Source organism: Streptomyces sp. NPDC051940, assembly GCF_040680895.1.
Classification (GTDB): Bacteria; Actinomycetota; Actinomycetes; order Streptomycetales; family Streptomycetaceae; genus Streptomyces.
Map to the genome: position 1 here is coordinate 35,975 of NZ_JBFAXR010000012.1, position 26,749 is coordinate 62,723.

Annotated in this window: 29 protein-coding genes; 14 read left to right on the forward strand and 15 right to left on the reverse strand. The window is 73.0% G+C overall.

Features of this window, described 5'->3' with window-relative positions:
* Positions 1 to 13 precede the first annotated feature (13 nt).
* The 6 genes from AB0M28_RS07870 to AB0M28_RS07895 form a co-directional block, all read right to left on the reverse strand.
* Positions 14 to 1,426, reverse strand: a complete 1,413-nt coding sequence (locus AB0M28_RS07870) for a hypothetical protein (RefSeq protein WP_365399473.1) — start codon at positions 1,424 to 1,426, stop codon at positions 14 to 16.
* Between the two features lie 88 nt (positions 1,427 to 1,514).
* A complete protein-coding gene (locus AB0M28_RS07875) occupies positions 1,515 to 2,417 on the reverse strand; it encodes a MurR/RpiR family transcriptional regulator (RefSeq protein ID WP_365399476.1) in 903 nt (300 codons plus the stop codon).
* A gap of 158 nt (positions 2,418 to 2,575) precedes the next feature.
* The gene (locus AB0M28_RS07880; protein ID WP_365399479.1) at positions 2,576 to 3,019 is read right to left on the reverse strand and encodes a hypothetical protein; all 444 of its coding nucleotides are present in this window, start codon (positions 3,017 to 3,019) and stop codon (positions 2,576 to 2,578) included.
* Positions 3,001 to 3,243, reverse strand: coding sequence for a hypothetical protein (locus AB0M28_RS07885; RefSeq protein ID WP_365399482.1), 243 nt, complete (start codon positions 3,241 to 3,243; stop codon positions 3,001 to 3,003). The genes AB0M28_RS07880 and AB0M28_RS07885 overlap by 19 nt, the downstream gene beginning before the upstream one ends.
* Before the next feature lie 77 nt (positions 3,244 to 3,320).
* Positions 3,321 to 4,295: an EamA family transporter RarD gene (gene rarD, locus AB0M28_RS07890; RefSeq protein ID WP_365399485.1), complete on the reverse strand. Its 975-nt coding sequence runs from the start codon at positions 4,293 to 4,295 to the stop codon at positions 3,321 to 3,323.
* A gap of 143 nt (positions 4,296 to 4,438) precedes the next feature.
* Positions 4,439 to 5,296 carry an SDR family oxidoreductase gene (locus AB0M28_RS07895; protein WP_365399487.1) on the reverse strand — a complete coding sequence of 286 codons (858 nt, stop codon included), beginning with the start codon at positions 5,294 to 5,296 and terminating at the stop codon, positions 4,439 to 4,441.
* A gap of 63 nt (positions 5,297 to 5,359) precedes the next feature.
* Between AB0M28_RS07895 and AB0M28_RS07900 the strand changes: the two genes are divergently transcribed.
* Together AB0M28_RS07900 and AB0M28_RS07905 are read left to right on the forward strand one after the other, a co-directional pair.
* Positions 5,360 to 5,734 carry a helix-turn-helix domain-containing protein gene (locus AB0M28_RS07900; RefSeq protein ID WP_365399489.1) on the forward strand — a complete coding sequence of 125 codons (375 nt, stop codon included), beginning with the start codon at positions 5,360 to 5,362 and terminating at the stop codon, positions 5,732 to 5,734.
* Between the two features lie 32 nt (positions 5,735 to 5,766).
* On the forward strand, positions 5,767 to 6,528 hold the full coding sequence (locus AB0M28_RS07905) for a GntR family transcriptional regulator (protein WP_365399492.1): 762 nt from the start codon (positions 5,767 to 5,769) through the stop codon (positions 6,526 to 6,528).
* Here AB0M28_RS07905 and AB0M28_RS07910 read toward each other — a convergent pair.
* Together AB0M28_RS07910 and AB0M28_RS07915 are read right to left on the reverse strand one after the other, a co-directional pair.
* A complete protein-coding gene (locus AB0M28_RS07910; RefSeq protein WP_365399494.1) occupies positions 6,503 to 7,723 on the reverse strand; it encodes a cation:proton antiporter in 1,221 nt (406 codons plus the stop codon). The genes AB0M28_RS07905 and AB0M28_RS07910 overlap by 26 nt on opposite strands.
* 4 nt (positions 7,724 to 7,727) lie before the next feature.
* Complete coding sequence (locus tag AB0M28_RS07915) at positions 7,728 to 8,213, reverse strand: TrkA C-terminal domain-containing protein (protein WP_365399497.1); 486 nt, start codon at positions 8,211 to 8,213, stop codon at positions 7,728 to 7,730.
* Between the two features lie 162 nt (positions 8,214 to 8,375).
* Here AB0M28_RS07915 and AB0M28_RS07920 point away from each other — a divergent pair, with 162 nt between their 5' ends.
* The 7 genes from AB0M28_RS07920 to AB0M28_RS07950 all read left to right on the forward strand — a co-directional run bounded on the left by AB0M28_RS07920 (position 8,376) and on the right by AB0M28_RS07950 (position 14,540).
* Positions 8,376 to 9,497 carry a TIGR03364 family FAD-dependent oxidoreductase gene (locus tag AB0M28_RS07920; RefSeq protein WP_365399500.1) on the forward strand — a complete coding sequence of 374 codons (1,122 nt, stop codon included), beginning with the start codon at positions 8,376 to 8,378 and terminating at the stop codon, positions 9,495 to 9,497.
* Between the two features lie 5 nt (positions 9,498 to 9,502).
* Complete coding sequence (locus tag AB0M28_RS07925; protein ID WP_365399503.1) at positions 9,503 to 10,198, forward strand: phosphonatase-like hydrolase; 696 nt, start codon at positions 9,503 to 9,505, stop codon at positions 10,196 to 10,198.
* 41 nt (positions 10,199 to 10,239) lie between these two features.
* Positions 10,240 to 11,163 carry a phosphate/phosphite/phosphonate ABC transporter substrate-binding protein gene (locus AB0M28_RS07930; protein ID WP_365399506.1) on the forward strand — a complete coding sequence of 308 codons (924 nt, stop codon included), beginning with the start codon at positions 10,240 to 10,242 and terminating at the stop codon, positions 11,161 to 11,163.
* Entirely contained in the window at positions 11,163 to 12,002 is an 840-nt protein-coding gene (locus tag AB0M28_RS07935; protein WP_365399509.1) for an ATP-binding cassette domain-containing protein, read from the forward strand. Before AB0M28_RS07930 ends, AB0M28_RS07935 begins: the two co-directional genes overlap by 1 nt.
* A complete protein-coding gene (phnE, locus tag AB0M28_RS07940) occupies positions 11,999 to 12,817 on the forward strand; it encodes a phosphonate ABC transporter, permease protein PhnE (RefSeq protein ID WP_365399512.1) in 819 nt (272 codons plus the stop codon). The genes AB0M28_RS07935 and phnE overlap by 4 nt, the downstream gene beginning before the upstream one ends.
* The gene (locus AB0M28_RS07945; RefSeq protein ID WP_365399515.1) at positions 12,814 to 13,857 is read left to right on the forward strand and encodes an alcohol dehydrogenase catalytic domain-containing protein; all 1,044 of its coding nucleotides are present in this window, start codon (positions 12,814 to 12,816) and stop codon (positions 13,855 to 13,857) included. The genes phnE and AB0M28_RS07945 overlap by 4 nt, the downstream gene beginning before the upstream one ends.
* 116 nt (positions 13,858 to 13,973) lie before the next feature.
* Positions 13,974 to 14,540 (forward strand): NAD(P)H-dependent oxidoreductase, encoded by a 567-nt coding sequence (locus AB0M28_RS07950; protein ID WP_365399518.1) that lies wholly within the window; start codon positions 13,974 to 13,976, stop codon positions 14,538 to 14,540.
* A gap of 66 nt (positions 14,541 to 14,606) precedes the next feature.
* Here the strand turns inward: AB0M28_RS07950 and AB0M28_RS07955 are convergent, their stop codons facing one another.
* The 7 genes from AB0M28_RS07955 to AB0M28_RS07985 form a co-directional block, all read right to left on the reverse strand.
* Positions 14,607 to 15,683 (reverse strand): 2-oxoacid:ferredoxin oxidoreductase subunit beta, encoded by a 1,077-nt coding sequence (locus AB0M28_RS07955; protein ID WP_365399521.1) that lies wholly within the window; start codon positions 15,681 to 15,683, stop codon positions 14,607 to 14,609.
* A complete protein-coding gene (locus tag AB0M28_RS07960) occupies positions 15,676 to 17,583 on the reverse strand; it encodes a 2-oxoacid:acceptor oxidoreductase subunit alpha (protein ID WP_365399524.1) in 1,908 nt (635 codons plus the stop codon). Before AB0M28_RS07960 ends, AB0M28_RS07955 begins: the two co-directional genes overlap by 8 nt.
* A gap of 275 nt (positions 17,584 to 17,858) precedes the next feature.
* Positions 17,859 to 18,518: a response regulator transcription factor gene (locus tag AB0M28_RS07965; RefSeq protein ID WP_365399527.1), complete on the reverse strand. Its 660-nt coding sequence runs from the start codon at positions 18,516 to 18,518 to the stop codon at positions 17,859 to 17,861.
* Between the two features lie 141 nt (positions 18,519 to 18,659).
* Positions 18,660 to 19,604 carry a hypothetical protein gene (locus tag AB0M28_RS07970; RefSeq protein ID WP_365399530.1) on the reverse strand — a complete coding sequence of 315 codons (945 nt, stop codon included), beginning with the start codon at positions 19,602 to 19,604 and terminating at the stop codon, positions 18,660 to 18,662.
* An 82-nt stretch (positions 19,605 to 19,686) separates the two neighbouring features.
* Positions 19,687 to 21,045 carry a sensor domain-containing protein gene (locus AB0M28_RS07975; RefSeq protein ID WP_365399533.1) on the reverse strand — a complete coding sequence of 453 codons (1,359 nt, stop codon included), beginning with the start codon at positions 21,043 to 21,045 and terminating at the stop codon, positions 19,687 to 19,689.
* A gap of 71 nt (positions 21,046 to 21,116) precedes the next feature.
* Positions 21,117 to 21,791, reverse strand: coding sequence for a hypothetical protein (locus AB0M28_RS07980; RefSeq protein WP_365399535.1), 675 nt, complete (start codon positions 21,789 to 21,791; stop codon positions 21,117 to 21,119).
* A 96-nt stretch (positions 21,792 to 21,887) separates the two neighbouring features.
* Positions 21,888 to 23,042, reverse strand: coding sequence for a sensor domain-containing protein (locus tag AB0M28_RS07985; RefSeq protein ID WP_365399538.1), 1,155 nt, complete (start codon positions 23,040 to 23,042; stop codon positions 21,888 to 21,890).
* A 199-nt stretch (positions 23,043 to 23,241) separates the two neighbouring features.
* Here AB0M28_RS07985 and AB0M28_RS07990 point away from each other — a divergent pair, with 199 nt between their 5' ends.
* Genes AB0M28_RS07990 through AB0M28_RS08010 form a run of 5 tightly spaced genes read left to right on the forward strand, consistent with a single transcriptional unit; the run spans position 23,242 to position 26,748 of the window.
* Entirely contained in the window at positions 23,242 to 23,610 is a 369-nt protein-coding gene (locus AB0M28_RS07990; protein WP_365399541.1) for an NADH-quinone oxidoreductase subunit A, read from the forward strand.
* Positions 23,601 to 24,224, forward strand: coding sequence for an NADH-quinone oxidoreductase subunit B family protein (locus tag AB0M28_RS07995; RefSeq protein ID WP_365399544.1), 624 nt, complete (start codon positions 23,601 to 23,603; stop codon positions 24,222 to 24,224). The genes AB0M28_RS07990 and AB0M28_RS07995 overlap by 10 nt, the downstream gene beginning before the upstream one ends.
* Positions 24,221 to 25,240, forward strand: coding sequence for an NADH-quinone oxidoreductase subunit C (locus AB0M28_RS08000; RefSeq protein ID WP_365399547.1), 1,020 nt, complete (start codon positions 24,221 to 24,223; stop codon positions 25,238 to 25,240). The genes AB0M28_RS07995 and AB0M28_RS08000 overlap by 4 nt, the downstream gene beginning before the upstream one ends.
* Complete coding sequence (locus AB0M28_RS08005) at positions 25,237 to 26,199, forward strand: complex I subunit 1 family protein (RefSeq protein ID WP_365399550.1); 963 nt, start codon at positions 25,237 to 25,239, stop codon at positions 26,197 to 26,199. The genes AB0M28_RS08000 and AB0M28_RS08005 overlap by 4 nt, the downstream gene beginning before the upstream one ends.
* Positions 26,200 to 26,202: 3 nt before the next feature.
* Positions 26,203 to 26,748 carry an NADH-quinone oxidoreductase subunit I gene (locus AB0M28_RS08010; protein WP_365399553.1) on the forward strand — a complete coding sequence of 182 codons (546 nt, stop codon included), beginning with the start codon at positions 26,203 to 26,205 and terminating at the stop codon, positions 26,746 to 26,748.
* Position 26,749: the final 1 nt, after the last annotated feature.

Below are 26,749 nucleotides of genomic sequence, written 5' to 3' on the forward strand. Positions count from 1 at the left end.
CCGCCGGAGGTGCTCAGCGGCCGCGCAGGCGCACCAGCGTCGCCTCGCCCGGCGCCAGGTCGACGTCGAAGCGGCGGACCGTGCCCGAGGGGCGGTACGTGCTCGTCGCGGGGTCGAAGACCTCGACCGCCGAGACGACCGCCGGGTCGACGGTCACCGTGGCCGCGGCGCGGGCGTTGTGCCAGCGGTTGGCGACCAGCGCCCAGCGGTCCGTGACCGCCGCGTCGCGGCTGCGGAACGTGCCGATGACCACCGGCTGCCCGGAGACGGCGACCAGGCCGCCGCCCGGGGTGAAGCCGACCGTTCCGGCGGGCAGCACCGGCTCGTTGGCGTGCACGACCGTGTCGGGCAGGAGGGGCTTCAGCTCGCGGCCCACCTGGCGCAGCCAGGTGGTGTTGATGGTGCGGGCCGCGTCGTAGCGCTCGGTCCGCTCGCCCTCCACGGTGATCAGCGCGGGCCCGAAGCCCTCGCCGCGGGCGGCCTCGGGGGTCCAGTACGTGAAGTACTGGATGCCCTTGGCGCCGTACGCCAGGCTGATGTTGATCTGCCAGAGCAGTTCGGCGGCGGTCGGGGTGCGGTGGTTGTCGTACGACAGCGTCTGGATGAAGATCCAGGCCGGCAGGTCGGCGCTGAGGGCCGCCTTGCGGACGAGGGACCAGTTGAGGAAGTAGTTGGCGTCCTCGCGGCCGTCCGACAGCAGCGGATAGCGGTCGAAGGAGACCAGCGACGGCTTCACGACGTCCACGAACTGCTGGTAGTACGTCGTGCTGGTGGACGGGAAGAGGTTGATGTACGGCAGCAGCTTCGGCGTACGGGCGCGGGCGATCTCCAGGGCCCGGGCGAGCGTGGCGAACCAGCCGGCGCCCGGCTCGTCGTAGAAGTTGAAACCGGCCAGCGAGGAGTACGGGCCGTAGGCGTCGGCGGCCCGCTTGTACAGGGCGTCGGCCTCGGCGGGGGTGACGGAGAGGCTGACGGCCGGGTTGTCCGAGATGGAGAACCAGCGGGACATGTTGCGGACCTGGATGTCGTCGGAGATCAGCAGCTTCAGACCGGTGTCGCGGGCGATGCGCAGCTGGTGCTGGAAGATGTTGCCGTCGCCGGCGTAGTTGCCGGAGATGATGAAGTCGAAGCCCGCGTCGGCCACCTCGGCGTAGCGCTCGTGCGTGCTGGCGAAGGGGTGCGGGGGCCAGAAGATCCCGATGGGGAAGTCCGGCCCGCCGGTCAGCGGCAGCTCGGCGGGGGAGGGGATCGCGACCGCCTCGGCCTGCGTCTGCGCGGCGGCCGGGGCCGCCGAGGCCGGGGAGCCGGCCGCGAGGGGCAGGGCGGTGGCCGCTGCCGCCGCGCCGGCGGCGCCGATCAGGTCGCGGCGGCTGACCTGGAGGGAGCGGTGCGGGCTGGCGCCGGTGTGCTGTGCCGGGACGTGCATGGAGGCGACTCCTGTCGTGTCGGGGCGAGCAGTTGCGGTACGGGGTGGTGCGGTGTCGGCGTCTGTGGGGGCTCAGGTGGTGGGGGACTCAGGCCCCGCTGCCCGGGGCGTAGCGATGGGGCTCCACCGAGCGGCGGGTGGCCTCCAGGGCCTGTTCCGTACGGAGCCGGTCCTGCTGGGCCACGCCGATGTAGAGGCAGTCGAGCACGATCATCTGGGCGTGCCGGGCGGCGACCCCGCCCGCCCGGTACGTGGTCTCGCGGGCGGTCGTCACCAGCGTCAGACCGGCGGCCTTCGCGAGGCTGGAGCGGGGGAAGTTGGTGACGGCGATGGTGACGGCGCCGTTGCGGCGGGCCTCGCGTACCGGCTCGATGACCTCCTTCGTCTCGCCGGAGTGCGAGATGGCCAGCGCCACGTCCCCCTCGCCCAGCAGTACGGCGCTGGGCAGCGCCTCGTGGATGTCGTTCCAGACGAAGGCGGGCCGTCCGATGCGGTGCAGCCGCAGATGCAGGTCCAGGGCCACGGAGCGGCTGCCGCTCACGGCGTAGATGTCGGTCCGGCGGGCCGCCGCCATCGCCTCGACGGCGGCGCGCAGCGCGTCCATGTCGAGCTGGGCGGCGGTCTCCTCGATGACCCGGCGGTCGGCCCGTACGACCCAGTCCAGCACGGTCTGCAGATCGTCGTCCGGCGACAGGTCCTCGCCGAGGTCCGCCCAGCCGGCCCGCCCGGCGCGCCCGCTCTCCGCGGCGAGCGCGAGCCGCAGCTCGGCGTAACCGGGCAGGTCCAGGGCGCGGCAGAAACGGGTGACGGTGGTGCGGGAGGTGCCGCTGCGGGCGGCGACGTCGGTGATCGTGGACGCGGCCACGCCCGCGGGATCGGCGACCACGAGCTCCGCGAGCGCCCGCTCGGCGGGCGTCAGCGTCGGCAGCAGCCCCTGGATCCGGGCGAGGATCCCCGCCCGGTTGTGAATAATTCCCGTACTCGCGTCCACGATCGGTAATCGTGCCCATCGAGGGGCGGGTGCGTCAACGCCCTTGCAAAACAAGATTCTTGGACCTTCGGCGCGACTCGCCTTGACGGACGGGAACTGCTGTTCAGGGCCGACGCGGACCGTCACCGGCCGCCGCGGCGGCGCCGCGCCGCCTCGCGTCAGACGAAGAGCGGGCTGACGGGGTGGCCGGCTTCTGCCGCGGCCTGGCACAGCTTGGGGATGTGCGAGCGATCCGAAGTGACCAGTCGCACCGGCTGCGTGCACAGCCCCGCTGTCGCGACGACCAGGGCGTCCACCAGGCAGTCGCGCCCCGACAGGTCCGTGGCGTCCAGCAGGCCGGCGGCGAGGTCTATGACGTCGTCCGTGGCGGGTCTGACGTCGATACGGGAGAGGAGGAACGCCAGGCGCTTCGCGGCTTCCCCGGCCCGGCGGACTTCAAGCGGGGTGACCGAACTGATCGCGACGCGGGCGTTCTCCTCCGCGGCCTTGGCGATCAGCGCCTTCAGGCGCCCGTCGCCGTCCACGTGGAGCGACAGCCCCGGGGCGTCGAGAGCAAGCGTTCCGCCGGACCGGGGCTCGGCCCTCACGCGCTTGCTGACCACGCGCCCTCCGCCCACCGACGGTCCTCGTCGGAGACCGGCCCGCGCCGCTGGTCCTCCTCGACGACCTCCCTGAGTTTCGCCAGGGCGAGCCAGTGCTCGAGCGCCTCGGAGACAACCGAGGAGAAGCCGGACTTCCCGGTGCGCTCCTCGACTTCACGGATCAACGACTGGGGCAGCGACACGGACCGCTTGGCAGCCCGTTCGGGTACGCGTGCAGTGTCCATGAAGAAAATCTACTACCGCCGGTAGGAAAGTTCGCCGGAGAGGCTCTGCCTCCGCCCTCCCGTCGCCACCCATACGCTCAGGCGCGGTCCAGCGCCGGTCGTGTCTCGTCGGGTGCTGGCTGGCCGGCGGCCCGCGCCCGCGCGGCCGCGCGCAGCGCCGCGCGGCCCCTGCGGGCCGTGCGCAGGGCGTCCCAGGTGAGGACCGAGAGTGCCGCCCAGACCAGGGCGAAGCCCGCCCAGCGCTCCGGGGGCATCGACTCGTGGAAGTAGAACAGGCCGAGCAGGAACTGCAGCGTCGGCGCGATGTACTGCATCATCCCGATCGTCGACAGCGGCAGCCGCACCGCCGACGCCCCGAAGCAGATCAGCGGCACCGCCGTCACCACGCCGCACGACGCCAGCAGCAGCGCGTGGCCCACGCCCTCGGTGCCGAAGGTCGCCTCGCCGCGGCCCCCGAGGTAGACCAGGAACCCCAGCGCCGGCAGGAACTGCATCGCGGTCTCCGCCGCGAAGCCCTCCACGCCCTCCAACCCGATGTGCTTCTTGACCAGGCCGTACGTCCCGAAGGAGAACGCGAGCGTGAGGGCGACCCAGGGCAGCCGGCCGTAGCCGACCGTCAGCACGACGACCGCCACCGCGCCGATCCCCACCGCCGTCCACTGCAGCCGCCGCAGCCGCTCACGCAGCAGGACGACGCCGAAGGCGATGCTCACCAGCGGGTTGATGAAGTAGCCGAGGGCCGCCTCGACCACCCGGCCGGAGTTCACCGCCCAGATGTAGACGCCCCAGTTGACCGTGATGATCGCCGCCGCGGCCGCCACGAGCGCGAGCCGGCGCGGCTGCCGCAGCAGCGGCCCGATCCACGACCAGCGGCGGACCGCCAGCAGGATCAGCAGGCACGCGGGCAGCGACCACACCATCCGGTGGGCCAGGATCTCCGTCGCGCCCGCGGGCTTCAGCAGCGGCCAGAAGAGCGGGACGATGCCCCAGGAGCCGTACGCGGCGAGGCCGTAGAGCAGTCCGAGGCGCGTCTGTTGTGCGGACGACTGCACGGCAGCCCCTTTCCGTCCCGCTGAGGTTCTCGCTGGAGTTCCCGCTCAGGCCCCCGTCGGGGTCCCCGCCGAGCCGGCGGTGAGCCTCTCGACGGTAGCGGGCGGAAGAGGGTGCTGTCATGCCCGTCTCGGATTATGGCTCCTTACACAGCCCGCAGCGCGGCGGCGACCGCCTCGGCGATCGGCGTCGTCGGCCGCCCCGTCAGCCGTGCCAGATCACCGCTCGTACCGGCCAGCAGACCCCGGCCGATCGCGGCGTCCGCGTCCACCAGCGCACCGGCGTACCCCTCGGGCAGCCCGGCGCCCAGCAGGATCTTCTGCAGCTCCGCCGGCGGCACCTCGGCGTAACGGATCTCACGTCCCGTCTGCCGTCCCACCTCCGCCGCGTACTCGGCGAAGCTCCACGCCACGTCCCCGCTCAGCTCGTACGCCCGGCCCTCGTGCCCCTCGCCGCTGAGCACGGCCGCGGCCGCCGCCGCGTAGTCCGCCCGCGCCGCGGAGGCCACCCGGCCCTGGCCCGCGCTCGCGACGACCGCCCCGTGCTCCAGGACGGGGGCCAGGTTGCCGGTGTAGTTCTCGTGGTACCAGCCGTTGCGCAGGAAGGTGTACGGCAGCCCCGAGTCCAGGATCGCCTGCTCGGTGACCTTGTGGTCGGCGGCCAGGGCGAAGTCCGCCTCCGGCCCGCCGAGGACGCCCGTGTATGCGAGGAGGGAGACGCCCGCGGCGCGGGCCGCGTCGATGACCGCCCGGTGCTGGGCGACGCGCCGGCCCGGGTCGGAGCCGGATATCAGCAGCACCCGCTCACCGGGGCGGAAGGCGCCGGCCAGGCTCGCCGGGTCGTCGTAGTCGGCGACGCGGATCTGTACGCCGAGGGCGGCCAGGTCGGCGGCCTTCTCCTTGTTCCGTACGACGGCCGCGATCTCCGCGGCGGGGGTGGTGGTCAGCAGGCTGTCGATGACGAGACGGCCGAGGTGGCCGGTCGCTCCGGTGATGGCAATCATGAAACCCACCGTAAGCTGCACACTCACTGTCGGAAAGTACCCACTTTGAAGTAAGGTACTGGCATGAGCGTTAGTCTCCCACCCGATGTGAACCAGGCCATGTGCCCGTCCCGCGGCGTACTGGAGCACGTCACCAGCCGCTGGGGCGTGCTGATCCTCGCCGCGCTGCTGGACCGTACGCCGCTGCGCTTCAGCGAGCTGCGCCGCACGGTCGAGGGCGTCAGCGAGAAGATGCTCGCGCAGACCCTGCAGACCCTGGAGCGCGACGGCTTCGTGCACCGCGAGGCCCGGCCGGTGATCCCGCCGCACGTCGAGTACTCGCTGACCCCGCTCGGCCGGGAGGCCGCCGAGCAGGTGTGGGGGCTCGCGCGCTGGACTGAGCGGCACATGGAGCAGGTGCTCGGCGCCCGCGAGCGCTACGACGAGGCCCGAGGCTGAGCCGCGGCCCCCGTGTCTGGGACGATCACCCGGTGGACTATCCGCACGACCAGCGCCCCGGCGCCCCCGTCCGGGCCGGCATCCCCGAGCACGGCCGGATCCCCAAGTACTACGCCGTGAAGGCGGAGATCGCCGCGCTCCTCGACGAACTCGGCGAGGGCGGGCTGCTGCCCACGGAGCGCGACCTCGCCGAGCAGTACGCCGTGGCCCGCGAGACGGTGCGCCAGGCGCTGCGCGAGCTGCTGCTGGAGGGCCGGCTGCGGCGGCAGGGCCGCGGCACGGTCGTCGCCGGGCCGAAGCTCGAACAGCCCCTGTCGCTGGCCAGTTACACCGAGGGCGTACGCCGTCAGGGCCGCCGCCCCGGCCGCACGCTCGTCACGCTCGACCGCTTCCCGTGCCCGGCCCCGCTCGCGGCGGAGCTGGGCGCCTCGCGCGGCGAGCAGGTGTGGCATCTGGAGCGCGTGCTGCTCGCCGACGACGAGCGGATGGGGCTGGAGAGCACCTACGTCCCGGTGGCCCGGGTCCCGCGCCTGGACACGGAGTTCGAGCCGGACTCCTCCTTCTACGCGTACCTCCGCGAGCGCCTCGGCATCGCCTTCGGGGACGCGGACGAACGCCTGGAGACGGTGCTGGCCACCCCCCGCGAAGCCCTCCTGATCGGTACGCCGCCGGCGCTGCCGATGCTCCTGATCCACCGGCTGTCCCGCGACACGGAGGGCCGCCCCCTGGAGCGGGTGCGGTCCCTCTACCGCGGCGACAGGTTCAGCTTCACGACTCGTCTGGCCGGGGGCTGACCGCGGGCACCGGCACCCGGGCGGCGTCCCGGCGCGCCCGCAGCCGCCCCAGCCGCTCGGCCGCCGGCGCCGTGAAGCGGGCCGTCAGCGGGCCGAGGACGACCAGGAGCAGGACGTACGCCGTGGCCAGCGGGCCCAGGGACGGTTCGATGCCCGAGGTGACCGCAAGGCCCGCGATCACGATCGAGAACTCGCCGCGCGCGACCAGCGTGCCGCCCGCGCGCCAGCGGCCCTTGGCACCGATCCCTGCGCGGCGGGCCGCCCAGTAGCCGGTGGCGATCTTCGTGGCCGCGGTGACCACCGCGAGGCACAGCGCCGGCAGCAGCACCGGCGGGATCGACGCCGGATCCGTGTGCAGGCCGAAGAAGACGAAGAACACCGCGGCGAACAGGTCCCGCAGGGGCGAGAGGAGGTTGTGCGCGCCCTCCGCCACCTCGCCGGACAGCGCGATGCCCACCAGGAACGCGCCCACCGCCGCCGAGACCTGCAACTGCTGCGCCAGTCCGGCCACCAGCAGGGTCAGGCCCAGGACGACCAGGAGCAGCTTCTCCGGATCGTCGCTCGACACGAACCGCGAGATCAGCCGCCCGTACCGGACCGCGGCGAACAGCACCAGCGCCGCCACCCCCAGCGCGACGGCCAGCGTCACACTGCCCGCCGCGAGTCCCGCGCCCGCGAGCAGGGCGGTGACGATCGGCAGGTAGACGGCCATCGCCAGGTCCTCCAGCACCAGGATGCTGAGGATCACCGGCGTCTCCCGGTTGCCGAGGCGCCCCAGGTCCGACAGGACCTTGGCGATCACGCCGGAGGACGAGATCCAGGTGACCCCGGCGAGGACGACGGCCGCGACCGGGCCCCAGCCGAGCAGCAGCGCCATCGCCGCGCCCGGCAGGGCGTTGAGGGCGCAGTCGACCAGCCCCGCGGGGTACTGCGACTTGAGGTTGGAGACGAGATCGCTGGCCGTGTACTCCAGGCCCAGCATCAGCAGCAGCAGGATGACGCCGATCTCGGCGCCGATGGCGACGAACTCCTCGCTGGCGCCCAGCGGAAGCAGCCCGCCCTCGCCGAAGGCCAGCCCGGCGAGCAGGTACAGCGGGATGGGCGAGAGCCGGAACCGGCCGGCGAACCGGCCCAGCAGTCCCAGCCCCAGGATGATCGCCCCGAACTCGATCAGGAAGACGGCGGAGGAGTGCACGTACTCACTCCCGCCCGAGTATCGAGGCCGCCGCCTCGGCGCCCTCGCGGGTGCCGATCACGATCAGGATGTCCCCGCCCGCGAGCCGGAAGTCCGGCCCGGGCGAGGGGATCGCCTCCGCCCGGCGCAGGACGGCCACGATCGACACCCCCGTCTCCGTACGCATCCGGGTGTCGCCGAGCAGCCGTCCGTTGAAGTACGAGGCCGCGTCCAGCTCGATCCGCTCGGCGACCAGGCCGAGGTCCGTGGTGTGCAGCAGGTTGGGGCTGTGGTGGTCCGGCAGCAGCGCGTCGATCAGCGCCGCGCTCTCGCCGGCCGTCAGCCGCAGCGACAGCGCGCACTCGTCGGGGTCGTCGGCGCGGTAGGCGTTCACCGTCCGGGCCCCGTCCCGGTGCGCGACCACGGAGACGCGGCGGTCGTCGCGGGTGGTCAGGTCGTACCGGACGCCGATTCCGGGCAGTGGTGTCTGGCTGAGGCGTGGACTGGACACGGCAGGAAGACCCCCAGGAGCGTGTGGACTTTACCGTCACTTTACCCAACTGGCTTTTGATAACGGCTGGATAACGGGTCTAGTCCAAGCTTGGGGGTCAGTTCACCCGCCGGTCACCGTACGGTCCCGTTCCCGCCGCCGGGGGCACCCACCGTGGTCGGCATGAAGGTCATAGTCGTTGGTGGGGGCGTCATCGGGACGATGCACGCCTGGCAGGCCGTGGAGCGCGGCCACGAGGTCGTACAGATCGAGCGGGAGCCGGAGGCGCGCGGCGCCTCGCTGCGCAACTTCGGTCTGGTGTGGGTCGGCGGGCGCGCCGACGGCGTGGAACTGGAGACCGCGCTGCGGGCCCGCGAGCTGTGGGAGGGGATCGGGGCCCGGGTGCCGAAGCTCGGCTTCCGGCCCAACGGCTCCCTCACGCTCGTACGCAGTGGACTCGAACTCGCCGTCGCCGAGCAGACCGTGGCGCGCCCGGACGCCGCCGCCCGCGGCCTGAAGCTCCTCGACCAGGCCGAGGCGCGCGCCCTGAACCCCGGGCTGCGCGGCGACTTCCTCGCCGGCCTGTACTGCGAGCGCGACGCCGCCGTCGAACCGCGCACCGCCCAGCTCGCCCTGCGCGAGGCGCTGAAGGGCTCCGGCCGGTACCGGTTCGTCCCCGGCCGCGAGGTCCGCGAGGTCGTCGGGGAGAACGCCGTCCGCGACGACCACGGCGACGTCCACCGCGGCGACCACGTGATCCTCGCCACCGGCGCGTGGCTCGGCGGCCTGGTCCGCGAGCTGGACCCCGAGATCCCGGTCCGCCGGGTGCGGCTGCAGATGATGCAGACCGACCCCCTCGACGAGCGGCTGACCACCACGGTCGCCGACGGCGACAGCTTCCGCTACTACCCGGCGTACGCCGGAGAGGCGCTGGACGCCCTCAACGCCGGGCAGCCGCAGCCGCGGACCGCGGCGGAGCACAGGATGCAGCTGCTGCTGGTGCAGCGCCTCGACGGGACGCTGACCATCGGCGACACCCACGAGTACGAGCAGCCCTTCGGCTTCGACACCGTCGAGGACCCGTACGACCACCTCGCCGAGGTGGCCGAGACGCTGCTCGGCCGCCCCCTGCCGAAGATCCGCCGCCGCTGGGCCGGCGTGTACGCGCAGTGCCACGGCGACGACCCGGTCATCCACCGGCGTCGGGTGCGCGACGGCGTCTGGCTCGTCACCGGCCCCGGCGGCCGCGGCATGACCTGTTCCCCGGCGATCGCCGAGACCACCGCGAACACCCTCGGATGGTGAGCCCGATGACCGATTCCTCCCTCAACCTCGTCGTCCTCGACATGGCCGGCACCACCGTCGCCGACGGCGGCCTGGTGGAGCAGGCGTTCTCGACCGCCGCGGAGAAGCTGGGCGTCGAGCCCGGCTCGGCGGACCACGCCGCCAAGCTGCGGTACGTCCGCGACACCATGGGCGAGTCGAAGATCACCGTGTTCCGCGCCCTGTTCGGCGCGGAGGACCTGGCCCGGGCCGCCAACGCCCACTTCGAGCAGGCGTACGGCGAGCTGGTCGCCGGGGGCCTGATCACGGAGATCCCGGGCGCCCGCGCGGCGATCGAGCGGCTGCGCTCCGAGGGCCGCACCGTCGTGCTGACCACCGGTTTCGCCCGCGCCACCCAGGACGCCATCCTCGCCGCGCTGGACTGGCACGGCCTCGCCGACCTCACCCTCTGCCCCGCCGACGCGGGCCGGGGCCGCCCGTACCCCGACCTGGTGCTCGCCGCCCTGCTGCGTACCGCCGCCGTGGACGACGTGGCGCGGGTCGCGGTCGCGGGCGACACGGCGTACGACATGCGCTCCGGTACGAGCGCGGGCGCCGGCCTGGTGGCCGGCGTGCTCACCGGGGCCCACGACGAGCAGGCGCTGCGCGTGGCGGGCGCCACGCACGTCCTGCCCTCCATGACCGAGCTGCCGGACGCCCTCGCGGCGTACGAGCAGAGCTGACCCTCCCCTCCCTCTTCCTCCCTCAGAACCCGGAGTCCACCATGTCCCTCCGCCGCCTCTCCCTCGCCGGCGCCCTCATCGCCTCCCTCGCCCTCACCACCGCTGCCTGCGGGAGCAGCGACGACGACGGCGGCGACGCCAAGTCCGCGTCCGCCACCTGTCCCGGCGGCAAGATCCGGTTCGGGGTCGAGCCGTTCGAGGACCCCGCCAAGCTGACGCCCGCGGCCAAGCTGCTGGCCGACTCGCTCGGCGAGCAGCTCGACTGCGAGGTCGAGCTGACCATCACCGAGGACTACTCGGCCGAGGTGCTCGCCATGGAGAACGGCAAGCTCGACATCGGCATGTTCGGCCCGCTCGGCTACGTCTTCGCCAGCAAGCGCGCCGACGCGGAGGCGCTGGCGTCCTTCGGCGACGCGAACGGCAAGCTCTCGACGTACACCGCGGGTATCTGGGTGCCGAAGGACTCGGAGATCCAGTCGGTGGCCGATCTGAAGGGGCAGTCCCTCGCCCTGGGTTCGCCGGGCTCCACCTCCGGCGACGCGCTGCCGCGCAAGGCGATCATGGACGCGGGGCTCGCCGAGGGCGACGTGAAGGTCGACTACGCCGGCGGGCACCCGGAGGCGCTGCTCGCCCTGACGAACGGCAAGGTCGACGCCGCGGAGATCAACTCGCAGCAGCTGGCGGTCGCCACCGAGGCGGGGGACTTCGACGAGTCGGAGTTCCGGCGGGTGTGGACCTCGGACGCGATCCCGAACGACCCGATCACGGTGCGGGGCGATATGGACGCGAAGTTCAAGGAGGCCGTCCGGAAGGCCCTGCTGGAGCTGCCGCCGGCCAAGGTCGGCGAGATCGGCAAGCTGCTGGACGTCGACCCGGCGGGCCCGCTGCTGAAGGTCGACCAGACCACGTACCAGCCGCTCTTCGACCTCGCCACGTCGCTCGGCCTCACCGAGAAGGACGTCTGATGAGCGGGCGCCTCCGGCGGGACACGCGATCGGACGGCTCCGGGGTCCCCGCCTCCGACCTCCCGGCGCCCCGGGGGCGCACCCCTGTCGGGAGCATGGTCGAGTCGGCCGGAGGCGGCCGCCCCGGGCTCGAGCTCGCCGGGATCGAGGTGCGGTACGGGGCGCGGCAGGTGCTCCACGGTGTGGATGTCCGCGTCCCCGGCGGGGAGTTGCTCGCCGTGCTCGGCGCCAACGGGTCCGGCAAGTCGACGCTGCTGCGTGCCGCCGCGGGGCTGCAGGCCGTGTCGGGCGGCGAGGTGTCGGTCGGCGGCCGGCCCGCCGGGCCGCTCGACATCGCCGTGATCTTCCAGCACATCCACCTCGTCCGCCGCCGCACCGTCCTCGACAACGTGTGCGCCGGCGCCCTCGGCCGGCTGACACTGCGGCAGTCGCTCGTGCCCGCGCTGTTCCCGCGCGAGCTGCGCGAGGAGGCGATGGCCTGCCTGGACCGGGTGGGTCTCGCCGACCGGGCGCACGACCGCGCGGGCAGCCTGTCCGGCGGCCAGCAGCAACGCGTGGCCGTGGCCCGCGCCCTGTGCCAGCGGCCCCGGGTGCTGCTCGCTGACGAACCGGTGTCCGCGCTGGACCCGGCCGCGTCCGAGCAGGTCCTGGCCCTGCTCGCCGAACTCGCGCACGACGAGCGGCTCGCGGTCCTCGCCGTCCTGCACCAGCCCGCGCTCGCCGCCCGGCACGCCGACCGCGTCGTCGGCCTGCGCGACGGCCGCGTGGTGCTCGACGGCGCGCCCGGCCAGAACGTCGACGCCCTGTACGAACCGATCCTCGTGGAGCCCGTGTCATGACGACTCTCGACCCCGGCGTCCGCCGGCTGTCCGTACCGCCGCGGCCCCGGCGGCCCCGGGCCAGGGCGGTGGCCGCCGTCGTCACGGCCCTGGTGGTCGCCGCCCACGTGCTGGCCTGGCGGGCGACGGACGTGTCGTTCGGCGCGCTCGTCGACGGCTGGCGCGGCATGGCCGACTTCCTCGGCGAGGCGTTCCCGCCCGCGCTCTCCTGGGACGTGCTGAAGCCCAGCCTCGAAGGCGCGCTGACCACCCTGTGGATCGGCCTGCTGGGCACCACGCTGTCGGTGCCGTTCTCCCTGGCGCTGGCGCTGCTCGCGGCGCGCGGCACCGCCCCCGGCTGGGTCTACCAGGCGGCGCGGTCGGTGCTGTCCTTCCTGCGCTCCGTGCCGGACGTCGTCTTCGCGCTGGTCTTCGTGACGGCCGTCGGCCTCGGCCCGTTCCCCGGCGTGCTCGCGCTGGTCTGCCACAACGTGGGCGTCATGGGCAAGCTGTGGGCGGAGGCGCTGGAGGACGCCGACCCCGGTCCGGCCACGGCGCTGCGCTCGGCGGGCGCGGGCAGGCTCCAGATCGCCGCGCACGCCCAACTGCCGGTGGTGACGCCGCAGCTCACGGGCCTGCTGATGTACCGGTTCGACGTGAACGTCCGGTCCTCACTCGTGCTCGGCCTGGTCGGCGCGGGCGGCATCGGTTTCCTGATCAACCAGTCCATCCGGCTGTTCAAGTTCGACGAGATGCTCACCCACATCCTCGTGGTCGTCGTGCTGATCATCGCCGTGGACCGGCTGTCCGCCGCCGTCCGCGCCCGGCTGTCGTGACCGTCGCCGTGCGGTACGCCCGCTGGGACGGCGTGGACCGCCCGTTCACGGTCGTCGCTACGACGACACCCGTGGCCCCCGCGGCCGGCGAGGTCCTGGTACGGATCGACCTCGCCACGGTCTGCGGCAGCGATCTGCACACGGTCACCGGCCGCCGCCCGGGACCCGTGCCGATCGTGCTGGGGCACGAGCAGGTGGGCACGGTCGTCTCCGCCGGCGGGGAGGCGCGGTGTGCCGACGGCACCCCCGTCGTACCCGGAATGCGGGTGGTCTGGTCGGTCACCGCGTCCTGCGGGGACTGCGACCGGTGCCGGCGCGGGATGCCGCAGAAGTGCCGGAGCCTGTTCAAGTACGGGCACGAGCCGCTGGCCGAGGACGCCCCGCTGACGGGCGGGTTCGCCACCCACTGCGTGCTGCGCCCCGGTACGGCGATCGTCGCCGTACCCGACGGGCTGCCCGACGAGGTGGCCGCCCCCGCCTCGTGCGCCACGGCCACGGTGGCGGCGGTGCTCGCGGCGGCCGGTCCGCTCGACGGCCGCCGGGTGCTGGTGACCGGGGCGGGGATGCTGGGCGTCACGGCGGTGGCGATGGCGGCGCGGGCCGGCGCCCGGGTGACCGCCGTCGACCCGGACCCCCGGCGGCGGGAGCAGGCCGTGCGCTTCGGCGCGGCGGAGACCGGTGCGGCCGTCGAGGCGGACACCGACGTCGCGTTGGAGCTGTCGGGGCACCCCGACGCGGTGCGGGTCTGCCTGGGCGCCCTCGCGGTCGGCGGCACCGCCGTCCTGGCCGGCTCGGTGTCGCCGGGCGACGCCGTCGCCCTCGACCCGGAGCGGCTGGTACGCGGCCTGCACACGGTGACCGGCGTGCACAACTACCGCCCCGCCGACCTGCAGTCGGCGGTGGCCTTCCTGGCGGCGCACCACGCGGCGTACCCGTTCGCGGACCTGGTGTCCGGCCGCTACGACCTGGACTCCCTGGACGCGGCGCTGGCGGCGGCCCGCGGCTCGGCCGCCCCGAGGCAGGCGGTACGGCCCGGGTGAGGCGGTGCTCACCGGAGAGCAGTGGAGGCGTGCCGGGGCCGCCCCTTGACGCAGAATGCTTGCGCATGCAATAAATGCTTACGCAAGGTGTTCGTCGACCCGCCCCGGGAGCGCCCATGTCCGTCCAGCCGCAGAAGTTCCTCTTCGTCGTCGGGAGCAGCCGGCCCGGTGGCAACACCGAGGCGCTCGCCCGGCGCGCCGCCGAGCATCTGCCGGCCGGCGCCGAGCAGCGGTGGCTGCGGCTCGCCGAGCTGGACGTGCCGCGGTTCTCCGACATACGGCACAGCGGGGACGGGACCTATCCGGGGCCGGACGGCGTGCTGGGCACGCTGCTGAGCGCGACGCTCGACGCCACCGACCTCGTCATCGCCTCGCCGCTGTACTGGTACACGGTGTCCACCGACGTCAAGAACTACCTCGACCACTGGACGGGCTGGATGCGCGTGCCCGGCGCGGACTTCAAGGCCCGGATGGCCGGGAAGCGGATGTGGGGCGTCACCGCGCTCTCCGACGAGGACCCCGCCTTCGCCGAACCCCTCGCGGGCGCGCTGCGCCTCAGCGCCGAGTACCTGCACATGGACTGGCGCGGCGTCCTGCTCGGCTACGGCAGCCGCCCCGGGGACGTCGAGCGGGACGCGGACGCGCAGCGGAACGCGAAGACGTTCTTCGCGGCGTCCGCCTGACCCCCGCACAGCTGAGCGCCGCGGCCCCGAAACGGGACCGCGGCGCTCAGTCACGTACCGGCGGCGTCAGCCGACGACCGTCCACGTGTCGCCGCCCGCGAGCAGGGCGCCGAGGTCGCCCTTGCCCTTCTGCTCCACGGCGGCCTCCAGCTGCTCGGCCATCTCCGTGTCGTACACCGGCCGGTCCACCGACCGCAGCACGCCGATCGGCGTGTGGTGCAGGGTGTCCGGGTCGGCCAGGCGCGACAGCGCGAACGCCGTCGTGGGCGACGGGTTGTGCGCGTCGTGCACCAGGATCTGCGCCTCGTTCTCGGGCGTCACGTCGACGATCCGCAGATCACCGCTCTGCAGATCCCGTACGACACCCTTCTCGCCGGCCGCGCCGAAGCGGATCGGCTGCCCGTGCTCCAGCCGGATCACGGCCTCCTGCGCCTGCGACTTGTCCTTGAGGATCTCGAAGGCGCCGTCGTTGAAGATGTTGCAGTTCTGGTAGATCTCCACCAGCGCCGTACCCGGGTGGGCGGCGGCCTGGCGCAGCACCTCGGTGAGGTGCTTGCGGTCGGAGTCGATCGTGCGGGCCACGAAGGACGCCTCGGCGCCGATGGCGAGGGAGACGGGGTTGAAGGGCGCGTCCAGCGAGCCCATCGGCGTCGACTTGGTGATCTTGCCGACCTCGGAGGTCGGCGAGTACTGGCCCTTGGTCAGCCCGTAGATCCGGTTGTTGAACAGCAGGATCTTGAGGTTGACGTTGCGCCGCAGCGCGTGGATGAGGTGGTTGCCGCCGATCGACAGCGCGTCGCCGTCACCCGTGACGACCCAGACGGAGAGGTCGCGGCGGGACGCGGCCAGGCCCGTGGCGATCGCCGGGGCGCGGCCGTGGATCGAGTGCATCCCGTAGGTGTTCATGTAGTACGGGAAGCGGGACGAGCAGCCGATGCCGGAGACGAAGACGACGTTCTCCTTGGCCAGTCCCAGTTCGGGCATGAAGCCCTGGACGGCCGCGAGAACGGCGTAGTCGCCGCAGCCCGGACACCAGCGGACCTCCTGGTCCGTCTTGAAGTCCTTCATGGACTGCTTGGTGTCCGACTTCGGCACGAGGGAGAGCGCGTCGATCACGGGCGCCTCCGTTGCTGTCTCAGCCATGATCGATGGCCTCCTTGAGAGCGGTGGCGAGCTGCTCGGCCTTGAACGGCATTCCGTTGACCTGGTTGTACGAATGGGCGTCGACGAGGTACCTGGCGCGGATGAGGGACGCCAGCTGGCCGAGGTTCATCTCGGGGATGACGACCTTGTCGTACCGCTTCAGCACCTCCTCCAGGTTCCGCGGGAAGGGGTTGACGTACCGCAGATGGGCCTGCGCGACCGCCTGGCCGTCCTTGCGGACCCGGCGCACGGCGGCGGTGATCGGACCGTAGGTGGAGCCCCAGCCGAGGACGAGGACCTTCGCCGCACCCTCGGGGTCGTCGACCTCGAGGTCCGGCACCTCGATGCCGTCGATCTTGGCCTGGCGGGTGCGGACCATGAAGTCGTGGTTGGCCGGGTCGTAGGAGATGTTGCCGGAGCCGTCGGCCTTCTCGATACCGCCGATCCGGTGCTCCAGGCCCGGGGTGCCGGGGATCGCCCAGGGGCGGGCCAGGGTCTCCGGATCGCGCTTGTACGGCCAGAAGGTCTCGGTGCCGTCGTCCAGGGTGTGGTTCGGCTGGGTGGCGAACTGCACGCGCAGGTCGGGCAGTTCGTCGGTCTCCGGGATCCGCCACGGCTCGGAGCCGTTGGCGAGGTAGCCGTCGGAGAGCAGCAGCACCGGCGTGCGGTACGTCAGCGCCATCCGGGCGGCGTCCAGCGCGGCGGTGAAGCAGTCGGCCGGGGTGGCGGGCGCGATCACCGGGACGGGCGCCTCGCCGTTGCGGCCGTACATCGCCTGCAGCAGGTCCGCCTGCTCGGTCTTCGTCGGCAGACCGGTCGACGGCCCGCCGCGCTGGATGTCGATCACCAGCAGCGGCAGCTCCAGCGACACCGCGAGGCCGATGGTCTCCGACTTCAGCGCGATACCGGGGCCGGAGGTGGTCGTCACGCCCAGCGAGCCGCCGAAGGCCGCGCCGAGCGCGGCGCCGATGCCGGCGATCTCGTCCTCGGCCTGGAAGGTGCGTACACCGAAGTTCTTGTGCTTGCTCAGCTCGTGCAGGATGTCGCTGGCCGGCGTGATCGGGTACGAGCCGAGGAACAGCGGCAGGTCCGCCTGGCGCGCGGCGGCGATCAGTCCGTACGACAGGGCGAGGTTGCCGGAGATGGAGCGGTAGGTGCCGGGCGGGAACGCCTTGGCGGCCGGGGCCACCTCGTACGAGACCGCGAAGTCCTCGGTCGTCTCGCCGAAGTTCCAGCCCGCGCGGAACGCGGCGACGTTGGCTTCGGCGATGTCCGGCTTCTTCGCGAACTTCTGCCGCAGGAACGTCTCGGTTCCCTCGGTCGGCCGGTGGTACATCCAGCTGAGCAGGCCCAGCGCGAACATGTTCTTCGACCGGTCGGCGTCCTTGCGCGACAGCCCGAACTCCTTCAGGGCCTCCACGGTGAGGGTGCCCAGCGGGACGGGGTGCACGCTGTAGCCGTCGAGCGAGCCGTCGTCGAGGGGGCTCTGCTCGTAGCCGACCTTGGCCAGGGCGCGCTTGGTGAACTCGTCCGTGTTGACGATGATCTCCGCACCGCGCGGCACGTCGCCGATGTTCGCCTTCAGCGCCGCCGGGTTCATCGCGACCAGGACGTTGGGCGCGTCGCCCGGGGTGAGGATGTCGTGGTCGGCGAAGTGCAGCTGGAAGCTGGAGACGCCGGGCAGGGTGCCGGCGGGGGCCCGGATCTCGGCGGGGAAGTTCGGCAGCGTCGACAGGTCGTTGCCGAAGGACGCGGTTTCGGAGGTGAAGCGGTCGCCGGTCAGCTGCATGCCGTCGCCCGAGTCACCCGCGAAGCGGATGATCACCCGGTCGAGGCGCCTGACCTCTTTCGCGCCGGCGTCCTCGGACCCGCGCTGTTCTCCGATGGCCGATGTGGTCACTGTCTCGGACCTCCCTCGAGGTGACGGCTCACAGGCATGGGGCCGTCCACTAGTCCCTCCCCCAAGCTCTCCGCTTCGCTCCGAGCAGGGGGTGCCCCCAGCCATCGTACGTGGGTAAGGGTCCCCTTCCCTGCCCCGATCAGATGCTGGACAGGGATGAGATGTACGGGTCTGTCATACTTTGCCACGTTCTCAATCGCCCCCCAGTGGTACGTAGCTACGGACGCCGCGGCTCCGTCTTTGGTTCTAGGACCCCGGCATCCCGCTCCGGCGTGTCAGGAGTTGAGATAGGTGAGCACGGCGAGCACCCGCCGGTGATCTCCGTCGCTCTGTGCCAGGCCGAGCTTCATGAAGATGTTGCTCACATGCTTCTCCACCGCCCCGTCGCTGACCACCAGCGTGCGCGCGATGGCCGAGTTCGTACGGCCCTCGGCCATCAGACCGAGGACCTCCCGCTCGCGCGGCGTCAGCCCCGCGAGCACGTCCTGCTTGCGGCTGCGCCCCAGCAGCTGGGCCACCACCTCCGGGTCCAGCGCGGTACCGCCCTCGGCCACCCGCACCACGGCCTCGGTGAACTCGCGCACCTCGGCCACCCGGTCCTTCAGCAGATAGCCCACGCCCCGGCTGGATCCGGCGATCAGCTCGGTGGCGTACTGCTCCTCGACGTACTGCGACAGCACCAGCACCGCCAGGCTCGGGTACTCCTTGCGCAGCTTCACGCAGGCCCGCACGCCCTCGTCGGTGTGCGTCGGCGGCATCCGCACGTCGGCCACGACGACGTCCGGCAGGGTGTCCTCGCCGGCCAGCTCGCGGATCGTCTTCACCAGCGCCTCGCCGTCGCCGACCCCGGCGACGACCTCGTGCCCCCGGTCCGTCAGCAGCCGGGTGAGCCCCTCCCGAAGCAGCACTGAGTCCTCGGCGATGACCACCCGCACGCTTTTCTCCTCCACGATGAACCGGCCCCCCGGATCGGCTTGTGCCGTCGGCTTGTGTGCCGTCGTACAGCATCCCACTGTCCGCGAGGCGGGTGCAGGGATCCGGACGGTCCGCGCCGGATATCGGCCACGCGGTGCGGGCTACGACAGACGCGGCCAGGTGCGCAGGAGCTCCTTCGTGTCGGCGACGACCGGGGTGATCCTGCTGCCGACGCGGTGTCCCGCGGCGTGCAGGTCGTCCAGCGCCAGCACCGCCGCCGAGAGCGTCTCCAGTGCCTCCAGCCGGACGTGGAGCTGCTTGCGGGAGTCCTCGGTGTTCTCGGCACCGAGCACGGCCGCCTTCCACTCCATGGACTCCAGCCGCCGCCGCAGGGTGTCGCGCAGATCGGCGTCGAGGTCCAGGCACTTCGCGGCCCGCAGCGCCGCGCACGCCTGGAAGGCGCGGTGGACGAGTGGCACGACGGCCTCTTCGAGGTCGGCGTGGCGGACGTACCGGTGGTGCATCCGGCGGAGTACCTCGGCCCTGGAGAGGCCCAGGGGCCGGTCGAACAGGACCCGGATCTTCCGGCCCCGGTGCGGTACGTCGTCGTGCCACGCGGGCGCCGAGCTGAAGTCGTGGTCCAGCTTGTACCTCACATGGTGCAGCGTCACCCAGCGGTCGTAACTCAGCCCCGGGTCCTGGGCCAGCGGGTCCCTGCTGCTGGGGAGGTCGTCGGTGCGGTACCGGCGGACGAGCTGGTCGACCGCGGACAGCGCGTCGTCGGGGCGCCGCGGTCCGGGAACGACGTCCTTGGGCGCCGGGGCGGGCGGCGTGTCCCGTACGGCCCGCGCCGGCGGGGCGTCGCCGACCACGTCCGCCGTGCCGAGCCGCGGGATGACCTCCCCGGTCAGCAACTGCGCGGCGGTGGTGAGCCGTTTGGCGCGTCCGGCGTCGGGCTGCCGCGCGGACAGCTCGTACAGGCTGCCGCTCAGCATCTCGGCGACGGCCTCCAGCGCCAGCAGCGCGTCCGCGTCGTCGGCGTCCGCTCGGGCGCGCAGCTGCCGGCGCAGCGTGCGGACGAGGTCGTCGAGCGTCGGCTCGGTCATCGGCTCCCCTGGGGGTCGCAGTGGTGATCAGCCGAAGAGACCCACGGACCGGGCGAATGGTTGCGGCGGGCGCCGCGTCGGGTCAGCGGTTCCGCCAGGGGAGTTCGGCGGTGATCGTCGTGGGGCCGCCCTCCGGGGAGTCGAGGACGAAGAGGCCGTCCACGGAGCCCAGTCGCTCGGCGAGGCCGGCCAGGCCCGAGCCGCCCGCGCCGAAGGCGCTGTCGGATGCCGTGAGCGTCGCGCCGCCGTGGCCGTCGTCGCGGACCTGGATCAGCAGGCGGTCGTCGGCGCGCCAGACGTCGACGTTCGCCGTACGGGCGCCCGCGTGCTTGGAGATGTTCTGCAGGAGTTCCGAGACCGTGAAGTAGGCGATGCCCTCGATCGCGGGCGCCGGGCGGACCGGGAGGTCGACCGTGACGGCGACCGGGACCGTGCACCGGCTGGCGACGGACGAGAGGGCCGGGCCCAGGCCGCGGTCCGTGAGGATCGCCGGGTGGATGCCGCGGGCCAGGTCGCGCAGCTCCTGCAGCGCCAGCTTCACCTCGCCGTGGGCCTCGCCCACCATGCGGGCCGCGGCCTCCGGGTCCTCCCGCAGCTTCTCCTTCGCCAGACCCAGGTCCATCGCGAGCGACACCAGCCGCGCCTGCGCCCCGTCGTGCAGGTCGCGCTCGATGCGCCGCAGGTCCGCCGCCGCCGTGTCGACCACGACGCCCCGGTCGGACTCCAGCTCCCACACCCGGCTCGCCAGCTTCGACGGCCCGAGCAGCCCGGAGACCATCACCCGGTCGACGCAGGCCAGCCCGCGGATGATCCACGGCGAGGCCATCACCAGCACCGCGCCCAGCGCCACGGCGAGGAGCTGCTCCAGCGGCGTGTCCAGGTACCAGCCGTTGCCGTGCTCGTCGCCGTACACCTGCAGGCCGTCCTGCCCGAAGTGCGCGGGGAAGATCCACTGCCAGAGCGGGTACGTGAACAGCGCCCAGGCGTTGAACATCACGGTCACCGAGACGGCGAAGGAGAACACCGCCCACGGGAAGTGCAGGAAGCCGTACAGCAGATGCCGCCAGGACGATCCGCTGCGGAACAGCGCCCCGACCCACGCCAGCAGCCCGGTCCGCCCCTCCCGGGAGCGCAGCGGCTCCGGGTCGGCGACGTCCAGGTCCAGCAGCGCCCGCGCCCGCGTCCGCTCCAGCGCCCCGAGCGCGCGGCAGCCGGCCAGCGCGGCGGCCAGCACCGGCACGCCGAGGAAGGTGATGAGCAGGCCGACGCCGAGGGAGAGCATCACCACGGCGTAGACGAAGAACACGATCCCGACGGGCAGATTGAGCACGAGGTACAGGAACTCGCGCCAGGCCCGCGCCTGCAGGGGCGCCCGTACGGCGAGCGGCAGTCGCGGCCGGCGGTCGTCGGTGTCGTACGGCGTCATCGTGTCCTTCTCCATACGAACAGACTCCCGCCCCGGACCGCCCGCGGGCCATGCGGTGTATCGGCGTTTCGGGGCGGGGGTTATCCCTACCCCCGCACCGCCGCCTCCCCGGCCAGCCGCTCCTCCAGCCGCGCCACGGCCTCCTGCTCCCCGCGCCGGCGCGCGGCGGCCAGCCGGCGGTCCAGGAGCCACAGCGGCAGCAGCCACAGCCAGCCCCACGGGAGGACCACGCCCGCCATCCGCAGGCCGAGGTTGGTGAGGAGCGACAGGGCGACGCCCGCCACCCAGGCCGCGGCCCGGTGGCGCAGCATCAGCCGCACGGGCGCCATCCACGCGCCCGCCAGGTCCTCGAGCGTCGCGGCCAGCACCGCCGCCCGCCGGTCCTCGGGATGGGCGGCGCGCAGCTCCCGCGCGTACGCCGACTCCGGCGCCAGCTCCTCCAGCCGCGCGGTCAGCTCGACCGCCCGTGCGGCGCGTCCGGGATGGTCGAAGCCGTCGCTGCGCAGGCACAGCGCGGCGTAGCCGGCGAGCAGGCCGAGGTGGTCGGGGTCCAGCTTCAGCCCGGCCCGGAAGGCCCGCTCGGCCTCCGTGTCGTGGTCGTCGTCGTCCTCGCGTACGTGCCCGAGGGCCAGCCAGCAGTACAGGTCGGGGTGCGGGCCCACCCGCTCCAGTCCCTCCGCCGCCGCCCGGCGGACCTCGGCCCGCCCGCCCGCCGCGTACAACTGCTCGCACCGGTCCTGGAAATCATCGAGCGACGACACGGAATCCCCCTGTTCCAACCCTCCCGCCGGCTTCTGCGCGGCGGCCGGGCAAGTCTGCGACCTGGGCTTTTGCCCGTCAAGGGGGAGTCGTGGGGGTCAGTCCCGGTTCCGCCACGGGAGCTCTGCCGTCACCGTCGTGGGGCCGCCCTCCGGGGAGTCGAGGACGAACAGGCCGTCCACCGAACCCAGGCGCTCCGCGAGGCCCGCGAGGCCGGAGCCGCCGTCGAGGGTCGCGCCGCCGGCGCCGTCGTCGCGTACCTGGACCAGCAGGCGGTCGTCGGCGCGCCAGACGTCGACCGACGCCATACGGGCCCGGGCGTGCTTGGAGACGTTCTGCAGGAGTTCGGAGACGGTGAAGTACGCGATGCCCTCGATCGCGGGGGCGGGCCGGACCGGAAGGTCGACCGTCACCTTCACCGGCGCCGTGCACCGGGTGGCGACCGAGGAGAGCGCCGGGCCGAGGCCGCGGTCCGTGAGGATCGCCGGGTGGATGCCGCGAGCGAGGTCGCGCAGCTCCTGCAGGGCCTGCTTCACCTCGCCGTGCGCGTCGTCCACCATCTTCGCCGCCGCATCCGGGTCCTCCAGCAGCTTCTCCTTCGCCAGGCCCAGGTCCATGGCGAGGGCGACCAGCCGCGCCTGCGCCCCGTCGTGCAGATCGCGCTCGATCCGGCGCAGATCGGCGGCGGCCGTGTCGACGACCACCCCGCGCCCCGCCTCGAGCTGGGCGATCCGCCGCTCCAGCTCGTCGGACGGCGAGAGCAGCCCGCGGACCATCGCCCGGTCGACGTTGGACAGCCCCCGGGCCAGCCACGGCAGCACCGGCCACAGCACGAAGAGGGACACGAAGGTCAGCGCGAACGTGAAGATCCCCCACGGCAGCCGGATCACCTGGAACAGCGTCGCCCGCCAGGCCACCGGATCCTTGAGCGTCGCCCACAGCCACGGCAGGAACCCGCCGTGCGTCCGCGCCCGGATCGGCGTCGGCTCCTCGACGTGGACGCCGAGCAGCCCCCGGGCGATCCCCCGCTCGCCCTTCGCGAGCAGCCGCGCGCCCACCAGCCCCGCGGCCAGCAGCGGCAGACCGATCACCGTGATGGACAGCAGCGCACCGGCGTACAGCCACAGCGAGACGTACACGAAACCCGCGATCGTCATCGGCAGATTGATCAGGAGATAGAGGATCTCCCGCCAGGTCTGGCCGCCGAGCGGGGCGCGGGGAGCGGGCAACGAGTCGCTGTGGGTGCCGGTCATGCCCCCAGGGTGCCGGGCGGAGGGACCCGCGCGCCATGGGGTTCGTCGCCGCGGGGCGGTGGGGATAACCCCACCTTGTCAGGCCCGGCCCGCTCACCTTTGGCTACCCAGGGCCTACACTCTGGCCCGTACAGATCGTCGACGCGCCGGTCGGCGCACCGGTCGGAGCCGGTCGAAGAGTCAGGGGAGCGAGGCAACCGTGCAGTACTTCCACGGCTACTCCGTGGTCGGTCTCGTCGCGGTGCTCGGCCTGCTGTTCGTGGCGGTCGCGTTCGGCGCGGGCCGGCTGCTGCGGCCCTATGTGCCGACGCCGGAGAAGCTGCTCACGTACGAGTGCGGTGTCGACCCCGTGGGCGAGGGATGGGCCCATACCCAGGTCCGCTACTACGTGTACGCCTTCCTGTACGTGATCTTCGCGGTCGACGCGGTCTTCCTCTTCCCGTGGGCGACGGTGTTCGCGGCCGAGGGATACGGCGGGGTCACGCTGGTGGAGATGTTCGTCTTCCTGGGCTTCCTCGCGGTCGGCATCCTCTACGCCTGGAAGAAGGGCGTCCTGGAATGGACGTAACAGCCTCTGTCGATCTGCCCCAGCCCCAGCGCCTCGGAGTGCTGTCCCGGCTCGCGCCCCAGCCGATGAAGGTCGTGCTGAACTGGGGGCGCCGCTACAGCCTCTGGGTCTTCAACTTCGGGCTCGCCTGCTGCGCGATCGAGTTCATCGCCGCGTCCATGGCCCGGCACGACTTCATCCGGCTCGGCGTGATCCCCTTCGCGCCGGGGCCGCGGCAGGCGGACCTGATGGTCGTGTCCGGGACGGTGACCGACAAGATGGCGCCGGCGGTCAAGCGGCTGTACGAGCAGATGCCCGAGCCGAAGTACGTCATCTCCTTCGGGGCGTGCTCGAACTGCGGCGGACCGTACTGGGACTCGTACTCGGTGACCAAGGGCGTGGACCAGATCCTGCCCGTCGACGTGTACGTGCCGGGGTGCCCGCCGCGGCCGGAGGCGCTGCTGCAGGGGATCCTCAAGCTGCAGGAGAAGATCGCGCGGGAGTCCCTGGGGCAGCGGTACGGCTCGGGCGGCGGTGCGCGGGCCTCGGTGGCGTCGCTGACCAGTGATCTGGTGGCCCCGCCCGCGACGCCGGGCGGGGCGCATGGCGCCGCACCGCAGGAGGGTGAGCGGTGAGCGGGGAGCAGGAGACGCCGGAGGGAGCTGGGGCGCCGGAGGGCGCCGAGGCGCCCGAGGCCGCGCCGGCTCCGCCCGTGGGGTGGCTGCCGCGCTCTGCCGAGGAGATCTTCGGCGCGGGGGCGAGTGCCGACGAGTCGTACGAGGTGCTGACCGTCGACGTGCCGCCCGGCTCCTGGACCGACGCGCTGCGGACCGCCCGCGACGAGCTGGGCTGCGACTACTTCGACTGGCTGAGCGCCGTGGACGAGCCCGGCACCGGCTTCCGCGTGTCCGCGCACGTCGTCGCGCTCGGCGCGCCGCCGCGGCGGCTGCTGATCCGTACCACCGTCTCCCACGAGGCGCCCGAGCTGCCGACGGCGACGCCCGTGTTCGCGGGGGCGGCGTGGCACGAGCGCGAGACGCACGAGATGTTCGGCATCGCCTTCACCGGCCACCCCCACCTCGTCCCGCTGCTGCTGCCGGACGGCTTCGAGGGATATCCGCTGCGCAAGGACTTCGTGCTGGCGGCCCGGGTCGTGAAGGCGTGGCCCGGTGCCAAGGAGCCGGGGGAGCCTGCGGCGGGTACAGGCCACGGCGGCCCGAAGCGCCGGCAGATGCTGCCGCCGGGTGTGCCCGACCCCAACGAGTGGGGCCCGCTGAAGGGCCAGCTCCCGCCGGCTCCCGCCCGCCCGGCGCGCACGGCGCGCACCGCGGCGGACGGTCCGCGCCGCGCCCGCTCGGCGACGGCCGGTTCGGCCTCGCAGCGCGAGGGGGCGCCGGTACGCCGCACCCGCACGGCCGCCGGCGGCTCGGCGTCGCAGACCGGGGGAGCGGAGGGCCCGGAGCCGCAGACCGGGGAGTCCGCCGCCGCCCCGGAGCGGCGCCGCCCGGCCCCCCGCGGCTCGGACGCGCCCTGGCACCAGCCTGACGCCGCGCCGGAACCCGCGACCCCCGCCGAGCCCGAGCCCGGCGCCGCGCCCGAACCCCCCGCAGAGCACACCACCGACGACACCGAAGGAGGCGACGCCCGATGAACGACGTGCTGGACGTCGCCCTCCGCCTCGTCGCCGTACTCGCCGTCTTCCTCGTCTTCCCGCTCGTCGTGGGCCAGACCGAGCACAAGGTCATGGCCCATATGCAGGGCCGCGTCGGCCCCATGTACGCCGGCGGGTTCCACGGCTGGGCGCAGCTCGTCGCCGACGGGGTGAAGTTCGCGCAGAAGGAGGACGTCGTCCCCGCGGAGGCGGACCGGCGGATCTTCCAGCTCGCGCCCGCCGTCGCCCTGCTGCCGTACTTCGTCGTGCTGATCGCCATCCCCTTCGCGCCCGACGGCGGCGTCGGCCAGGCGATCGACGCGGGCATCTTCTTCGTCCTGGCGATGATGGGCGTCGGCGTGCTCGGCACGCTGATGGGCGGCTGGGCCAGCGCCAACAAGTTCAGCCTGCTGGGGGGCTTGCGGACCGCCGCCCAGCTGCTGGCGTACGAGCTGCCGATGCTGCTCGCCGCCGCCAGCGTCGCCATGGCCGCCGGAACGGTCTCCCTCGTCGGCATCCTCGACGCCTTCGAGTGGTGGTGGGTGCCGTGGCAGATCGTCGGCGGCTTCGTCTTCTTCACGGCCGGGCTCGCCGAGCTGCAGCGGCCGCCGTTCGACGCGCCGGTCGCCGACTCGGAGATCATCTTCGGCGCGTACACCGAGTACAGCGGGCTGCGCTTCGCGCTGTTCCTGCTCGCCGAGTACGCGGGCATCGTCGTCCTCAGCGGGCTGACGGCCGTGCTGTTCCTCGGCGGCTGGCACGGGCCGTTCGGCGGGGACGGCCTCGGCTGGTTCTGGACGCTGCTGAAGACCGCGGTGCTCGCCTTCGGCGTGATCTGGCTGCGCGTGACCTATCCGCGGCTGCGCGAGGACCAGCTGCAGCGCTTCGCCTGGACCGTCCTCATCCCCCTCACCCTGGCGCAGATCGCGCTGACCGGCGTCGTGAAGGTGGTGATCTGACCGATGGCACCCCGTGTACCCGGCAGGGGCCTGGCCAAGGGCCTGGCCGTCACCCTGCGCACGATGACCCGGCGCTCGCACACCGCCCACTACCCGGACGCGCAGCCCGCGCTGCCCCCGCGCACGCGCGGCGTGATCGCGCTGTTCGAGGAGAACTGCACGGTCTGCATGCTCTGCGCCCGTGAGTGCCCCGACTGGTGCATCTACATCGACTCCCACAAGGAGACGGTGCCGCCGGCCGCGCCCGGCGGGCGCGAGCGCAGCCGCAACGTCCTCGACCGCTTCGCCATCGACTTCGCCCTGTGCATGTACTGCGGTATCTGCATCGAGGTCTGCCCGTTCGACGCGCTGTTCTGGTCGCCGGAGTTCGAGTACGCCACCGAGGACATCCTCGATCTCACCCATGAGCGGGACAGGCTCCGCGAGTGGATGTGGACCGTGCCCGCGCCGCCGGCCCTGGACCCGGCGGCGGAGGAGCCCAAGGAGGTCGGCGCGGCCCGCAAGGCCGTCGAGAAGGCCGCCGCCGCGCAGCAGGAGGCCGGCTCGTGAC

Excerpts from the sequence above, each read along its gene's own strand:
- AB0M28_RS07970 (WP_365399530.1), bottom strand. The coding sequence starts at position 19,604 with ATGACCGAGCCGACGCTCGACGACCTCGTCCGCACGCTGCGCCGGCAG.
- AB0M28_RS07895 (WP_365399487.1), bottom strand. The coding sequence starts at position 5,296 with ATGATTGCCATCACCGGAGCGACCGGCCACCTCGGCCGTCTCGTCATC.
- AB0M28_RS07975 (WP_365399533.1), bottom strand. The coding sequence starts at position 21,045 with ATGGAGAAGGACACGATGACGCCGTACGACACCGACGACCGCCGGCCG.
- AB0M28_RS08005 (WP_365399550.1), top strand. The coding sequence starts at position 25,237 with ATGAACGACGTGCTGGACGTCGCCCTCCGCCTCGTCGCCGTACTCGCC.
- phnE (WP_365399512.1), top strand. The coding sequence starts at position 11,999 with ATGACGACTCTCGACCCCGGCGTCCGCCGGCTGTCCGTACCGCCGCGG.
- AB0M28_RS08010 (WP_365399553.1), top strand. The coding sequence starts at position 26,203 with ATGGCACCCCGTGTACCCGGCAGGGGCCTGGCCAAGGGCCTGGCCGTC.
- AB0M28_RS07985 (WP_365399538.1), bottom strand. The coding sequence starts at position 23,042 with ATGACCGGCACCCACAGCGACTCGTTGCCCGCTCCCCGCGCCCCGCTC.
- AB0M28_RS07955 (WP_365399521.1), bottom strand. The coding sequence starts at position 15,683 with ATGGCTGAGACAGCAACGGAGGCGCCCGTGATCGACGCGCTCTCCCTC.
- AB0M28_RS07995 (WP_365399544.1), top strand. The coding sequence starts at position 23,601 with ATGGACGTAACAGCCTCTGTCGATCTGCCCCAGCCCCAGCGCCTCGGA.
- AB0M28_RS07920 (WP_365399500.1), top strand. The coding sequence starts at position 8,376 with ATGAAGGTCATAGTCGTTGGTGGGGGCGTCATCGGGACGATGCACGCC.
- AB0M28_RS07870 (WP_365399473.1), bottom strand. The coding sequence starts at position 1,426 with ATGCACGTCCCGGCACAGCACACCGGCGCCAGCCCGCACCGCTCCCTC.
- AB0M28_RS07900 (WP_365399489.1), top strand. The coding sequence starts at position 5,360 with ATGAGCGTTAGTCTCCCACCCGATGTGAACCAGGCCATGTGCCCGTCC.
- AB0M28_RS07950 (WP_365399518.1), top strand. The coding sequence starts at position 13,974 with ATGTCCGTCCAGCCGCAGAAGTTCCTCTTCGTCGTCGGGAGCAGCCGG.
- AB0M28_RS07925 (WP_365399503.1), top strand. The coding sequence starts at position 9,503 with ATGACCGATTCCTCCCTCAACCTCGTCGTCCTCGACATGGCCGGCACC.
- AB0M28_RS07935 (WP_365399509.1), top strand. The coding sequence starts at position 11,163 with ATGAGCGGGCGCCTCCGGCGGGACACGCGATCGGACGGCTCCGGGGTC.
- AB0M28_RS07930 (WP_365399506.1), top strand. The coding sequence starts at position 10,240 with ATGTCCCTCCGCCGCCTCTCCCTCGCCGGCGCCCTCATCGCCTCCCTC.
- AB0M28_RS07885 (WP_365399482.1), bottom strand. The coding sequence starts at position 3,243 with ATGGACACTGCACGCGTACCCGAACGGGCTGCCAAGCGGTCCGTGTCG.